This is a genomic window from Stappia sp. TSB10P1A (genome assembly GCF_900185725.1).
GTDB lineage: Bacteria > Pseudomonadota > Alphaproteobacteria > Rhizobiales > Stappiaceae > Stappia.
On record NZ_FYAU01000016.1, the window covers coordinates 1 to 13165 of the forward strand.

A 13165-nucleotide genomic window follows, 5' to 3' on the forward strand; every position below is an offset into this window, starting at 1 on the left:
CGTGTCCATCAACCGCCCGAGGGCGTCGGCGACATCGTTGAGCTGCTCGCGCGCCCTCGCCCGCTCGACACCGCGGGAGGGGTCGACGGCCGGCGGCCGGCGGCGCGGCTCGTACCAGCTCTCGGGCTCGCCCTGTGCCTCGCGCCCCTGGCCGTCTTCCCTCGGCAGGCCGCGTTCACTGCGATGTCGCGCGTTCCAGGACATGAACTGCCTCTCAAACCCATGTGGGGCGCGTGTCGCGCCAGCAATCTTCTTCGCCCCGGTGGGAACACGGCTACACGGCACCCGGACGAGCTTGGCGTAAACTGTCGCCGCTTATGGTAAACAGCCGGTTAAGTGGCGGATTTACATGGTTAACGACCGGTAAACGGGCCGCGCGGATCGCAACGGGGCCATCGCCGACCGCCGGAAGGACGCTTGACGCTTACGTGCACGGAATGTATGCCAGATGCAGGTTACGTAATGTCATGCCCCTGAAGACCCGCCGGAACCGCCCCGGAGCGATGCCCGCTGCCGGTCGCGTGTACCGGGCAATGCCAAGGAAAATGCCATGAGCGAAGCGCTCTCGGTCAACAACGATATCGTCGAGGCGGTGGCCGCCAAGGACGAGACGACGAAGAAGACGCTCTTCACCATCGGGGACCTTGCGAAGGAATTCGATGTCACCTTGCGGACCCTCAGGTTCTACGAGGACAAGGGCCTTCTCAACCCGCGCCGCGACGGCATGAACCGCGTCTATACGCGCCGCGACCGGGCACGGCTGAAGCTGGTGCTGATGGGCAAGCGGGTCGGCTTCTCCCTCGCCGAGATCCTCGACATGCTCGATCTCTATGACCTGCGCGACGGCCAGGTCACCCAGCTCAAGGTGGCGCTGTCGCGGTTCCAGGAGCAGATCGACGTGCTGGTGACGCAGCGCCGCGACATCGACCAGGCGATCGAGGAGCTCGGCCGCACGGTGGAAATCGTCTCCGGCATGCTGAAGGAGAAGGAGGGCGACTGAGTCGCGCCTTGCCTAGGGTCAGGGCCCGCCCTCCCCCCGACGATATGCGCGCGCCCTCTGTCAGACCTGTCGAACCCCGTGCCGCTCCCCGGCGCGGGGTTTTTGCATTTTCGTCGCATGCCGCGACCCGCTCCGGCGGTTTTCGGTCGGAATCTCCCTGATTTTGCCGTCAATCGCACTGAGAGTGGCCGGCGGCGCGCGATTTTTCGGGCCGAACCGCAGGAACAGGCCTTGCGAGCGTCGGCCGCCGGCCATATAACCAGTGCAAGGTGACGTTTACGGAAACGTCAGGTCTGTGATACAGGCTGCGCCGCGCAACCGGCACCACAGGCCGGGCCGACCATCGGGAGGATGATCATGCCAAGCTATACCGCCCCCGTCCGGGATGTGATGTTCCTGCTGAACGAGGTGCTGGGCTACGACCGCCACGGCAATCTGCCGGGCTTTGCCGAAGCGACGCCCGACCTCGTCGAGGCGATCCTCAACGAGGGCGCGCGCTTCTGCCAGGACGAGCTCACCCCGCTCAACGCATCCGGCGACCGCGAGGGCTGCACCCGTCACGACGATGGCAGCGTGACGACGCCCAAGGGCTTCCGCGCCGCCTATGACACCTACCGGGAGAACGGCTGGATCGCCCTGTCGATGCCGGAGGAGTATGGCGGCCAGGGCCTGCCGACGACGCTCAACTCGGTGATGCAGGAGTTCATTTCCGGCGCCAACCTTGCCTGGGGCATGTATCCGGGCCTGTCGCAGGGCGCGGCGGCGGCGATCATGGTGCATGGCAGCGCGGAACAGAAGGCGCTCTACCTGCCGAAGCTCGCCACCGGCGAATGGTCCGGCACCATGAACCTGACCGAGCCGCATTGCGGCACCGATCTCGGCCTGATCAAGTCGAAGGCCGTGCCACAGGGCGACGGCAGCTACCGCATCTCGGGGCAGAAGATCTTCATCTCCGCCGGCGAGCACGACCTGACCGAGAACATCGTGCATCTGGTGCTGGCCCGCATCGAGGGCGCGCCGGAAGGCACCAAGGGCATCTCGCTGTTCATCGTGCCGAAATTCCTGCCCGACGGCGACGGCAAGCTTGGTGCCCGCAACGGCGTGTCCTGCGGCTCGCTGGAAGAGAAGATGGGCATCCACGGCAACGCCACCTGCGTCATGAACTATGACGAGGCGACCGGCTGGCTGATCGGCGAGGAAAACCGCGGCCTCAACGCGATGTTCGTGATGATGAACGAGGCCCGCCTCGCCGTCGGCGTGCAGGGCCTCGCCCAGTCCGAGGTCGCCTATCAGAACGCGCTGGCCTATGCCCGCGAGCGGCTGCAGGGCCGGTCGCTGACCGGGCCGAAGAACCCGGACGGCAAGGCCGACCCGATCATCGTGCATCCGGACGTGCGCCGCACGCTGCTGTCGATCCGCGCCTTCAACGAGGCGGCCCGCGCGCTGGTGCTGTGGACGGCCTTGCAGTCCGACGTCTCGCACCGCTCGTCCGACAAGGCCGAGGCCCAGGCGGCGGACGACCACATGGGCCTGATGACCCCGGTGATCAAGGGCGTGCTCACCGACAAGGGCTTCGAGAACGCGGTGGCGGCGCAGCAGATGCTCGGCGGCCACGGCTATATCGAGGAATGGGGCATGTCGCAATTCGTCCGCGATGCCCGCATCACCATGATCTACGAGGGCGCCAACGGCATCCAGGCGCTGGATCTGGTCGGCCGCAAGCTGCCGCGCGACGGCGGCCGGGCGGTGATGACCTTCTTCAAGGAAGTCGGCGCCCTCCTGAAGGAGATCTCCGGCGACGAGGCCCTCGCCCCGCTCGCCGGGCCACTGAAGGCTGGTCTCGACGACCTGCAGGCGGCGACCATGTGGTTCATGAACAACGCCATGGCCAAGCCCGACAATGCCGGGGCCGGCTCGACCGACTACATGCATCTCTTCGGCATCGTCGCGCTCGGCTACATGTGGGCGCGCATGGCGAAGAGCGCGCAGGCCGCCCTTGCCGCCGGCACCGACGGCGACACCGCCTTCTACGAGACCAAGCTGACGCTCGCCCGCTACTTCATGGAGCGGCACATGCCCGAGACCGGGCTGCGCCTCGCCCGGGTTTCGGCCGGCGCCGACACGATGATGGGCCTCGACGCCGCCGCCTTCTGAGCCGACGATCGCGGAACCACGGACAGGACGCGGCGCGCGGGGGCGTGCCGCGACCGCACAACGACAAGAACCGTCGCAGGGAGGAGAGCGGCTTGAGCGTCTTGAACGCCGGAACGCCGGCATGGATGAACGACGAACTGACGATGCTCGACGACGCCTTCGCGCGGTTCCTCGAGCGGGAGATCGCCCCGGACTACGAGGCCTGGGTGGAGGCCGGCTGCGTCACGCGCGCGGCCTGGGAAAAGACCGGCGCCGGCGGCTTCCTGTGCTCCGGCATGCCGGAGGAGTACGGCGCGGCCGGCGGCACCTTCGCCCATGAATCCGTGATCATCCGCCGGCTCGGCCTTGCCGGCTTCGACCATTTCGGCATCGCCCTGCATTCGGCCATCGTCGCGCCCTATATCAAGCATTACGGCTCGCAGGAGCAGAAGGAACGCTGGCTGCCGAAGCTCGCCTCCGGCGAGATGATCGGCGCCATCGCCATGACCGAGCCGGGCGCCGGCTCCGACCTGCAGGCGATCCGCACCAGCGCGGTGCGCGACGGCAATCACTATCGGATTTCCGGCGCCAAGACCTTCATCACCAACGGCCAGCTCGCCAACCTGATCATCGTCGTCGCCAAGACCGATCCGGCGGCCGGATCGAAGGGCGTCTCGCTCTTCGTGCTGGAAACCGAGGGGGCGGAGGGCTTCCGGCGCGGCCGCAATCTCGACAAGCTCGGCTTCAAGGGCAACGATACGTCGGAGCTGTTCTTCGACGACGTGCGCGTGCCGGCCGACGCGCTGATCGGCCCGGAGGAAGGGCGCGGCTTCTATCAATTGATGGAACAGTTGCCGCAGGAGCGGCTTCTGGTGGCGGTGCAGGCGATGGCGGCGATCGAACGGGCGCTGACCCTGACGCTCGACTATGTCAAGGACCGGCAGGCCTTCGGCAAGCGCGTCCTCGACTTCCAGAACACCCAGTTCAAGCTGGCGGAGCTGAAGACCGAGGCGACCATCGGCCAGGTCTTCGTCAATGACTGCATCGCCCGGCATGTGGCGGGCGAACTCGACGGCACCACCGCCTCGATGGCGAAATACTGGACCACCGACCTGCAGTCCAAGGTGATGGACGAGTGCCTGCAGTTCTTCGGCGGCTATGGCTACATGAACGAATATCCGATCTCCCGGCTCTATGCCGATGCCCGCGTGCAACGGATCTATGCCGGGACCAACGAGATCATGAAAGTGCTGATCGCCCGCAGCCTTTAGGGGCGCGACAGCGGGACAAGCCAAGGAGGCATTGATGGCCGACGCATTGATTTTCGACCATGTGCGCACGCCGCGCGGGCGCGGCAAGAAGGACGGCGCCCTTTACGAGGTGCCGGCGGTGCGGCTGGCGGCCGAGCCGCTGAAGGCCCTGCGCGAGCGCAACGGGCTCGACACGGCGCTCGTCGACGACGTGATCCTCGGCTGTGTCGATCCGGTCGGCGAGGCCGGCGGCGACATCGCCCGGGCCGCGGTCTTCGCGGCCGGCTACGACCACGCGGTGCCGGGCGTCCAGCTCAACCGCTTCTGCGCCTCCGGCCTCGACGCGGTGAATTTCGGCGCGGCGCAGGTGATGGCCGGGCAGCACGACCTCGTCATCGCCGGCGGCGCCGAGTCCATGAGCCGCATCGGCATCGGCGCCTCGGGCGGCGCCTGGCCGGTCGACCCTCAGGTCGCCCTGCCCTCCTATTTCATGCCGCAGGGCGTCTCGGCCGACCTCATCGCCAGCAAATACGGCTTCTCCCGCGACGATGTCGACGGCTACGCGGTGGAAAGCCAGAAGCGCGCAGCCAAGGCCTGGGACAAGGGCCGTTTCTCCCGCTCCGTCGTGCCGGTGCGCGACCTCAACGGGCTGACCATCCTCGACCGCGACGAGCACATGCGGCCCGAGACCGACATGCAGTCGCTGGCCGCGCTGAACCCCTCCTTCGAGATGATGGGCCAGATGGGCGGCTTCGACGCGGTGGCGATCCAGGCCCATCCCGAGCTTGCCGGCATCACCCATGTGCATCATGCGGGCAACTCGTCGGGTATTGTGGATGGGGCCGCCGCTGTTCTCATCGGCAACCGCAAGGCCGGGCGCAAGGCCGGGCTGACGGCGCGCGCGCGCATCCGCGCCTTCGCCAATATCGGCTCGGAGCCGGCCTTGATGCTGACCGGGCCGGTCGACGTCACCGAGAAGCTGCTGGCGAGCGCCAAGATGTCGCTGAAGGACATCGACCTCTTCGAGATCAACGAGGCCTTCGCCTCGGTGGTGCTGCGCTACCGGCAGGCCTTCGATCTCGACCCGGCCATCGTCAACGTCAATGGCGGCGCCATCGCCATGGGCCATCCGCTCGGCGCGACCGGCGCGATGATCCTCGGCACCGTGCTCGACGAACTCGAGCGGCGCGACCTCAACACCGCCCTGGTGACGCTGTGCATCGGCGCCGGCATGGGCACGGCGACGATCATCGAGCGCGTCTAAGGCGACCAGGCGGAGGACAGACCATGACCTATAGCAACTTCACCCTGACCACCGACGCCGGCATCGCCCATATCGTCTGGGACATGCCGGGCAAGAGCATGAACGTCATCGACATGTCGGTGATGGAGGAGCTCGACGCGATCATCGACGCGGTCGCGGGCGACACCGCCGTCAAGGGCGCCGTCATCACCTCGGGCAAGGCGGCCTTTTCCGGCGGCGCCGACCTGACCATGCTGGAGGGGCTGCTGCGCCAGTTCCATGCCCAGCGGGCGAAGGATCCGGAAGGGGCGGCGCGGATGCTGTTCGACGGCTCGCGGCGCCTGTCGCAGATCTTCCGCAAGCTGGAGACCTGCGGCAAGCCCTTCGTCGCGGCGATCAACGGCACCTGCATGGGCGGGGCGACGGAACTGGCGCTCGCCTGCCACGCGCGGGTGGCGGCGGAGGAAGACGTGTTCAAGATGGCGCTGCCGGAGGTCAAGGTCGGCCTCTTCCCCGGCGCCGGCGGCACCCAGCGCGTCATGCGCATGACCGACAGCCAGCAGGGCCTGCAATTCCTGCTGCAGGGCAAGACGCTGAACGCCGCCCAGGCGAAGGCGATGAAGCTGATCGACGAGACCGCCCCGGCGAAGAAGCTGGTGGCGGCGGCCGTGAAGCTGCTGAAAGCCGGCGTCGACCCGGTCAAGCTGTGGGACCAGAAGGGCTTCCGCCTGCCGGGCGGGGCGATCTACTCGCCGGCCGGCTTCCAGTTCTGGCCGGCGGCCAACGCCATTTATCGGCGCGAGACCCATGACAACTATCCCGGTGCCAGGGCGCTGCTGAAGTCGGTCTATGAGGGTCTGCTGCTGCCGATGGACCAGGCGCTGACGGTGGAAAGCCGCTACTTCGCCCATGTGCTGCAGACGCCGGAAGCGGCCAGCATGATCCGCTCGCTGTTCGTCTCCATGCAGGAGCTGAACAAGGGCGCGCGGCGGCCGGCCTCGGTCAAGCCGAACCGCATCAGGAAGGTCGGCATCCTCGGCGCCGGCTTCATGGGCGCAGGCATTGCCTTTGTCACCGCGAAGGCCGGCATCGACGTGGTGCTGATCGACCGCGACCAGGCGGCCGCCGACAAGGGCAAGGCCCATTCGGACGAGCTGATGTCGAAGGCGATCAAGCGCGGGCGGGCCAGCGAGGCCGACAAGGCGGCGCTGCTGTCGCGCATCACGGCGACGCCCGACTACGCGGCGCTCGCCGACTGCGACCTCGTCATCGAGGCGGTGTTCGAGGATCGCGAGATCAAGCGCGCGGTGACCGAGCAGGCGGAGGCAGTGCTGAAGCCGCGGGCGATCTATGCCTCCAACACCTCGACCCTGCCGATCACCTCGCTCGCCGAGATCTCGAAGCGGCCGAAGAACTTCATCGGCATCCACTTCTTCTCGCCGGTCGACAAGATGATGCTGGTCGAGGTGATCCTCGGCAAGAAGACCGGCGACAAGGCGCTGGCCATGGCGCTCGACTACATCAAGGCGATCAAGAAAACGCCGATCGTCGTCAACGACTCGCGCGGCTTCTACACCTCGCGCGTGGTCATGACCTATATCCGCGAGGGCCTGATGATGCTCGCCGACGGGGTGCCGGCGGCGATGATCGAGAATTGCGGGCGCATGGCCGGCATGCCGGTCGGTCCGCTGTCGCTCGGCGACGAGGTGGCGCTGGACCTTGCCTGGAAGATCGTCTCGGCGACGCGCAAGGACCTCGGCGTCAAATATGTCGAAGGCCCGCTCGACAACATCCTGGAAGAGATGGTGGTCAAGCGCGAGCGGTTCGGCCGCAAGAACGGCAAGGGCTTCTACGACTATCAGGGGCGCGACAAGAAGCTGTGGCCGGGCATTCCCGAGGTGGTCGGCAAGCCGAAGCCGGCCGAGGCCTTCCATGTCGAGGAGCTGAAGCAGCGCTTCCTCGTCATGCAGGCGCTGGAGACGGCGCGGATCTTCGAGGAAAACTGCCTGACGGACGTGCGCGAGGCGGATGTCGGCTCGATCCTCGGCTTCGGCTTCGCGCCGTTCACCGGCGGCACCCTGTCCTATATCGACGGCATGGGCACCGCCGCCTTCACCGAGCTGTGCCGCAAGTTCACCAAGAAGTGGGGGCCGCGCTTCAAGCCGAACCGCCTGCTCAAGGAGATGGCGAAGACCGACGCCCGCTTCTACGAGCGCTTCGCCCCCGAGAAGGGACCGGACGCCGGCGCGCGCGAGGCGGCATAGGCCGCCTGCCTGCGCAGGCGTACAGCCGTGGAGGTGGCGATGCGCTCCTCCCTCATGCTTGCCGAAGGTGCCAATGGTTCCCGGCTCTGCAGGCTTCGCCTGCGGCCGGGATGACATCAGAGGTGGAGGCATGACCTCGCATCCCCTCGGCCGTCACCCCGGCCAAGCGCAGCGCGCGCCGGGGCCTATTCGTTCCCAGAGCGGTGGCGGTAGCGCATGGCGGCATAAACGGTCGCACGAGCTCAAGATACCTGCGAAGGGCGGCCTCGGCCGCCCTTGCCTCCTCTCGTTTCGTCACCCCGGACGGCGCGCGAGCGCCGAGCCGGGGCCGGCGAGCCGAGGGCGTATGAGGTGCGCTCCTGGCCGAACCCGCAGCCGCCGTGCCTCCCCGGTCCCGGATCTTCGGCCTTCGGCCTCGTCCGGGAAGACGCCAGCATAAGTTGGTGCCAAAAAACCAGCGCTACTTGTAGACCAGCAGCACCACCGCGGCGCCCGACTGGTCGCGCAAGAGCACGCGGCCGGGCATGCCGTCGATCTGCTTCACCGCCGGGAAGAAATGCAGGAACCGGCGCTCCAGGTCGCCGGAGGCGCCTTCGCAGGCCATTTCGGTTGCCATCACCCGGGTCGAGACGGCGAGCGCGTGCCCCATCTGCTGCAGCGTGCCGCGCAGCCGGTTGCAGCCGGCCGAAGCGAGCCACATGCCGTGCCGGTCGATGGTCACTTCCGTGCGGCTGGACAGGCCCTGGTCGACATCGACCAGCGCGCCGCCGGGCGCTGCCAGCGCCTCGATCCGCCAGGTTCCGGTCACGGAGAGGTCCTGCGCCCCGGCGGCCGAGGGATGGGCGGCAAGGCCGAGAAGCGGCAGGGTGGCAAGCGCGAGGATCGCGGGCTTTCGCAAAGCGGCACTCATGTCGACGGGCATTCCTGGCTTGACGGGTCCGCACCATCGGCAACGGACCTGTCGGCTGCAACGAGGTCGGCGCGCTCCGGCGGCTCCTGCCGCACCCGGCCGGGCCGAAGCCGACGGGGACCGAAGCCAGCGGGGACCCTCCATTTGCGGACGGCCCCAGCGCCGGAGCGTTACCGATCCAGGATACGGCCGGGCCCACCGCCTCACGGGCCTCGCATGGCGCGGCAATGGCCGCCGCGAGTCGTCCGCATCCTGCGACACGAGATGTCCCGCTCCAATGTGGCATCATCTTGACGCGGGCGACAAACGCCGCCGCAAACCGCCGACGCCGATTTTCGGTTTGCTCCGGCGGGATCGCCCGCCTACATCTGCGGTCATCAGACCGAGACGCGCGGGCCTTGCGCGCATCCGGCAGCCTTCTCGGGAACCGACGCATGTCCAACTCTCCGATCAGCCGCTTCCTCGGCGACTCGCCCGGCCGGGTGATCGTCAAGCTGCTCTTTCTGTCCTTCGTCGTCGGCGTGCTGCTGTCGGCGCTCGACCTGCACCCGCTCGACCTGTTCGACGGGATGGTGTCGTTCATCCGCCGGCTGTGGAACCTCGGCTTCGAGGCGCTCGGCCAGCTCGGCGGCTATTTCCTGCTCGGCGCGGTGGTGGTGATCCCGGTCTGGGCGGTGCTGCGGCTGATGAGCATCGGCCGGCGGAGCTGAATCAAACGCCTCGCGCGATCAGGCGAACTCCGCCGCCACCCGGTGCAGGATCGTGTGGCGGCGCGCCAGCCTGTCGATGTCCTCCAGATAGCCGCCGCCGATCACCCCGGCGAGCGGAATGCCCGCCGTGCGCACGCGCGACACCACATAACGGTCGCGCGCGGCCAGCCCCTCGTCGCTCAGCGACAGGCGCCCCAGCCGGTCCTCTTCATGCGGGTCGACGCCGGCATTGTAGAAGACGATGTCGGGGCGAAAGGCGGCGAGCGCCCCCGGCAGCACGGCGGCAAGCGCCTCCAGATAGGCGGCATCCCCGACGCCGTCCTCCAGCGGCACGTCGAGGCTCGAGGGCACCTTGCGCACCGGATAGTTGCGCCCCGCATGCAGCGACAGGGTGAACACCGCCGCGTCGCCGGCGAAGATCTGCGCCGTGCCGTCGCCCTGGTGCACGTCGAGATCGACGACCATGGCGCGGCGGATCGCCCGGTCCGCCATCAGCAGGCGGATCGCCACCGCGACATCGTTGAAGACGCAGAACCCCGCCCCTTGCGAGCTCCTGGCATGATGGCTGCCGCCGGCGGTGTTGCAGGCAATCCCCCGGTCGAGCGCCAGCAAGGCGGCGAGCACCGTCCCGGCCGTGGCGCAGCGGGCGCGCAAGGCGACGCTCTCGCTCATCGGCAGGCCGATCTCGCGGACAATCGGCGCCGGCACGTCGGCGGCGAAGACCTGGTCGACATAGGCCCGGTCATGGGCGAGCGCGATCCACTCCGCCGGTGCGGGCGCCGGCCGGTGGAAGCCGTCCGCCGCCACCAGCCCGTCCTCGACCAGCACCTGCGCCACCCGGCGGAACTTGTTCATCGGGAAGCGGTGGGCGGCGGGAATATCGGCGCAGAAGGCCGGATGATGGACGATGGCGAGCGACATGCGGAACCCGGTACTCCGGCTGCGGGACCCAAGCGGGACAGACCTTATACGCTCGGCCCAGCGCGGGAGACCAGCGCGGGAAACCGGTTCGGGGGCGCCCGCCCATGGGACACCCCCGCACCCGTTCAAACGTCAGACGATCGCCGCCCGCAAGGGCACCGTCCGGCTCGCCGGCGGACCGGCGAGACCGCGATGCAGTTCGGCAAGCTGGCCCTCGCTGATCGACATGGCCGGCAGGCCGGCCACCACGTCGGCGACGATGGCATCGGCATCGGCCAGCAGGATCTCGCCGGCCTCGGTCAACCGCGCCAGGCTCTGGCGGGCATCGCGCTCGCCCTTTTCCGTCACCACATAGCCGAGCTTTTCCAGCGGCTTCAGCGCGCGGGTGACGGCCGAGGGCGTCAGGCCGACGGCATGGGCCAGTTCCACCCGCATCGCCCGGCTGCCGGGAAACTCCGACAGGCTTTTCAGCAGGCGATATTCGCGGAAACTGACGCCGCGGGCGCCGGCAAGCGGGCGGTCGAAGCGCTTCTCGATCAGGCCGGCAATGTCGAGAAGGGTGAAGACAAGCGCGTTCATGGCACGAACCTTCCTGTTGCGTGACTGTTGCAGTCTATATACGTGATCACTCACGCATTTCAAGGGGCAGTAGACCCAGCTTCCGACGAACGGGGTTCCGGCGAGGGGGCCGACGAGGAGGGCCGGCGGGGAGGGGCTGGCGAGAGCAGACGAACGACGACGGCGCGCCCTCAGCCCGCCTCGTCCGAGATCCACTGGCGAAAGGCGCGCATGGCCGGCGTCTGCCGGCGCGATTTCAGCCAGGTCAGCCAGTAGGCGCCGAGCGGCGCCTCCACCGCGAAGGGGCGGACGACGCGCCCTTCCGCGATCTCGCGGGCGAACATCGCCACCGGCACCAGGGCGACGCCCGCCCCCAGCACTGCTGCCTCGACCAGGGCCCGCGAGGAATCGAACATGAAGCCGCGGGCCGGCAGCGGCTCGAGGCCGGCCATGCGGAACCAGGCCGCCCATTCGTCCTGCCGGTAGGAGCGCAGCAGATCCGCGCCGGCAAGGTCGCGCGGCTGCGCGAGCCGCGCCGCGACCTGCGGCGCGCAGACCGGCGAGAACGGCGCCTCCATCAGCCGCACCGCCTCCGTCGCGTGCCAGGCGCCGTCGCCGAAGCGGATGAACAGGTCGAGCCCGTCGAGCAGCATGTCGGCGCGGTTGTTGTTGGTCTTCAGCCGCAGGTCGACATGGGGATGGGCCTCGCGAAAGCGCGAGAGGCGTGGCAGCAGCCAGCCGATGGCGAAGGTGCCGACGACGCCAATGGTCAGGATCTCGCGGAAATTGCCCTGTTCGAACTGGCTCAGCGTCGCGCTCATCCGCCGGAACGCATCGCTCAGCACCGGCAGCAGGGCCTGCGCCTCGTCGGTGAGCGCAAGGCCGCGCGGCAGCCGCTTGAACAGGGTGAGACCGAGCGTTTCCTCCAGCGCCTTCACCTGATGGCTGATCGCCGTCTGCGTCACCCGCAGCTCCAGCCCGGCGCGGGTGAAGCTGCCGAGCCGGGCCGAGGCCTCGAAGGCGCGCAGCGCATTGAGCGGCAATTGCGAGACATCCATGGGCTCTCCTCCAAGGCCAAGATTTTCTCATGTCTAATCCCAGAATTGATCGTTTGGCGAGGGTCTCGTGTTTGCGCATGATCGCTCCCGCAGGCTGGGAGGCCATCCAGCGCCCTGCCGCCGCACCAACCGGCGCAGGCCGTACGCTTTCACGACGGAGATGAAATCCATGTTCAAACTGTCTCGCCGGCAGGCACTTGCCGGCTCGCTTCTGCTCGCCCCGACGCTGGCCACCGGCACCGCTCTGCTGGCGACGCCCGCCCGTGCCGGCACGGCCGATGCCGCCGATATCGAAGGCCGGCTCGCCGCGCTGGAACGCAAGCAGGGCGGCCGCCTCGGCATCGCCATCCACGACATGGCGAGCGGGCAGACCTTCGGCAATCGGCTGGACGAACGCTTCCTGATGGCTTCGACATTCAAGCTGACGCTCGCCGCCTTCGTGCTTGCCCGCGTCGACCGGGAGGAAGAACAGCTCGACCGGCGCATCCCCTTCACCAAGGGCGATCTCGTCTCCTGGTCGCCCGGCACGGAAAAGCATGCCGGCGGCCCCGGCCTGACGGTCGCGGAGCTGTGCGAGGCGACGGTGACGATGAGCGACAACACCGCCGCCAACCTGCTGCTCAAGAGCTTCGGTGGTCCGGCGGCGCTGACGGGGTTCACCCGCTCGCTCGGCGACGAGGTCACCCGTCACGACCGCATGGAGCCGGAGCTCAACGCCCATGACGGGCCCGGCGACGAGCGCGACACGACGACGCCGAGGGCGATGGCGCAGACCTTGCGCAAGCTGCTGTTCGGCGATGCCCTGTCACGCCGCTCGCGCGACCGGCTGACCGCGTGGCTGGTCACCAACCGGACCGGCGACGCGCGGCTGCGGGCCGGCTTTCCCGCCGACTGGCTGGTCGGCGACAAGACCGGCACCAGCGGCAAGGGCCACGCCAACGACATCGGCGTCGCCTGGCCGAGCAGCCGCGGCGCACTGATCGTCACCGCCTATTGCGAAATGCCGCAGGCCGAGGCCAGGACGCGCGACGCCACCCTGGCCGAGATCGCCCGCATCGCCGCCTCCATCTGAGCCTCGTCGGGGCGGGACGGCTCTCTGCGCTGTCCCGCCCCACCCG

General features: G+C 68.4%; 12 protein-coding genes. 7 read left to right on the forward strand and 5 right to left on the reverse strand.

Annotation, left to right across the window (positions count from 1 at the left end):
• Positions 1-204, reverse strand: a 204-nt coding sequence (locus TSB10P1A_RS04970; protein ID WP_186386805.1) for a hypothetical protein, incomplete at its 3' end; no start/stop codon positions are given.
• 346 nt (positions 205-550) lie between these two features.
• Between TSB10P1A_RS04970 and TSB10P1A_RS04975 the strand changes: the two genes are divergently transcribed.
• The 5 genes from TSB10P1A_RS04975 (at position 551) to TSB10P1A_RS04995 (ending at position 7890) form a co-directional block, all read left to right on the forward strand.
• The gene (locus TSB10P1A_RS04975) at positions 551-1000 is read left to right on the forward strand and encodes a MerR family DNA-binding transcriptional regulator (protein ID WP_186386806.1); all 450 of its coding nucleotides are present in this window, start codon (positions 551-553) and stop codon (positions 998-1000) included.
• A 357-nt stretch (positions 1001-1357) separates the two neighbouring features.
• Positions 1358-3154, forward strand: coding sequence for an acyl-CoA dehydrogenase C-terminal domain-containing protein (locus TSB10P1A_RS04980; RefSeq protein WP_186386807.1), 1797 nt, complete (start codon positions 1358-1360; stop codon positions 3152-3154).
• 143 nt (positions 3155-3297) lie between these two features.
• Entirely contained in the window at positions 3298-4404 is a 1107-nt protein-coding gene (locus TSB10P1A_RS04985) for an acyl-CoA dehydrogenase family protein (RefSeq protein ID WP_186387102.1), read from the forward strand.
• A 34-nt stretch (positions 4405-4438) separates the two neighbouring features.
• On the forward strand, positions 4439-5647 hold the full coding sequence (locus TSB10P1A_RS04990; protein WP_186386808.1) for an acetyl-CoA C-acetyltransferase: 1209 nt from the start codon (positions 4439-4441) through the stop codon (positions 5645-5647).
• A gap of 23 nt (positions 5648-5670) precedes the next feature.
• Entirely contained in the window at positions 5671-7890 is a 2220-nt protein-coding gene (locus TSB10P1A_RS04995) for a 3-hydroxyacyl-CoA dehydrogenase NAD-binding domain-containing protein (RefSeq protein WP_186386809.1), read from the forward strand.
• A gap of 460 nt (positions 7891-8350) precedes the next feature.
• Here the strand turns inward: TSB10P1A_RS04995 and TSB10P1A_RS05000 are convergent, their stop codons facing one another.
• Entirely contained in the window at positions 8351-8800 is a 450-nt protein-coding gene (locus tag TSB10P1A_RS05000) for an META domain-containing protein (RefSeq protein ID WP_186386810.1), read from the reverse strand.
• 434 nt (positions 8801-9234) lie between these two features.
• Here TSB10P1A_RS05000 and TSB10P1A_RS05005 point away from each other — a divergent pair, with 434 nt between their 5' ends.
• Positions 9235-9510, forward strand: a complete 276-nt coding sequence (locus TSB10P1A_RS05005; RefSeq protein ID WP_186386811.1) for a DUF6460 domain-containing protein — start codon at positions 9235-9237, stop codon at positions 9508-9510.
• Positions 9511-9528: 18 nt separating this feature from the next.
• Here TSB10P1A_RS05005 and TSB10P1A_RS05010 read toward each other — a convergent pair whose 3' ends face one another.
• The 3 genes from TSB10P1A_RS05010 to TSB10P1A_RS05020 all read right to left on the reverse strand — a co-directional run bounded on the left by TSB10P1A_RS05010 (position 9529) and on the right by TSB10P1A_RS05020 (position 12047).
• Positions 9529-10431 carry a histone deacetylase gene (locus tag TSB10P1A_RS05010; protein ID WP_186386812.1) on the reverse strand — a complete coding sequence of 301 codons (903 nt, stop codon included), beginning with the start codon at positions 10429-10431 and terminating at the stop codon, positions 9529-9531.
• A 132-nt stretch (positions 10432-10563) separates the two neighbouring features.
• Entirely contained in the window at positions 10564-11010 is a 447-nt protein-coding gene (locus tag TSB10P1A_RS05015) for a MarR family winged helix-turn-helix transcriptional regulator (RefSeq protein ID WP_186386813.1), read from the reverse strand.
• Positions 11011-11180: 170 nt separating this feature from the next.
• Positions 11181-12047 carry a LysR family transcriptional regulator gene (locus TSB10P1A_RS05020; protein ID WP_186386814.1) on the reverse strand — a complete coding sequence of 289 codons (867 nt, stop codon included), beginning with the start codon at positions 12045-12047 and terminating at the stop codon, positions 11181-11183.
• A 169-nt stretch (positions 12048-12216) separates the two neighbouring features.
• Here TSB10P1A_RS05020 and bla point away from each other — a divergent pair, with 169 nt between their 5' ends.
• Positions 12217-13119 carry a class A beta-lactamase gene (gene bla / locus TSB10P1A_RS05025; RefSeq protein ID WP_244292993.1) on the forward strand — a complete coding sequence of 301 codons (903 nt, stop codon included), beginning with the start codon at positions 12217-12219 and terminating at the stop codon, positions 13117-13119.
• The last annotated feature ends 46 nt before the right edge of the window (positions 13120-13165 follow it).

Bases quoted from the DNA above. Each gene is read 5' to 3' on its own strand.
- TSB10P1A_RS04975 (WP_186386806.1), top strand. From the start codon at position 551: ATGAGCGAAGCGCTCTCGGTCAACAACGATATCGTCGAGGCGGTGGCC.
- TSB10P1A_RS04980 (WP_186386807.1), top strand. From the start codon at position 1,358: ATGCCAAGCTATACCGCCCCCGTCCGGGATGTGATGTTCCTGCTGAAC.
- TSB10P1A_RS04985 (WP_186387102.1), top strand. From the start codon at position 3,298: ATGCTCGACGACGCCTTCGCGCGGTTCCTCGAGCGGGAGATCGCCCCG.
- TSB10P1A_RS04990 (WP_186386808.1), top strand. From the start codon at position 4,439: ATGGCCGACGCATTGATTTTCGACCATGTGCGCACGCCGCGCGGGCGC.
- TSB10P1A_RS04995 (WP_186386809.1), top strand. From the start codon at position 5,671: ATGACCTATAGCAACTTCACCCTGACCACCGACGCCGGCATCGCCCAT.
- TSB10P1A_RS05000 (WP_186386810.1), bottom strand. From the start codon at position 8,800: ATGAGTGCCGCTTTGCGAAAGCCCGCGATCCTCGCGCTTGCCACCCTG.
- TSB10P1A_RS05005 (WP_186386811.1), top strand. From the start codon at position 9,235: ATGTCCAACTCTCCGATCAGCCGCTTCCTCGGCGACTCGCCCGGCCGG.
- TSB10P1A_RS05010 (WP_186386812.1), bottom strand. From the start codon at position 10,431: ATGTCGCTCGCCATCGTCCATCATCCGGCCTTCTGCGCCGATATTCCC.
- TSB10P1A_RS05015 (WP_186386813.1), bottom strand. From the start codon at position 11,010: ATGAACGCGCTTGTCTTCACCCTTCTCGACATTGCCGGCCTGATCGAG.
- TSB10P1A_RS05020 (WP_186386814.1), bottom strand. From the start codon at position 12,047: ATGGATGTCTCGCAATTGCCGCTCAATGCGCTGCGCGCCTTCGAGGCC.
- bla (WP_244292993.1), top strand. From the start codon at position 12,217: ATGTTCAAACTGTCTCGCCGGCAGGCACTTGCCGGCTCGCTTCTGCTC.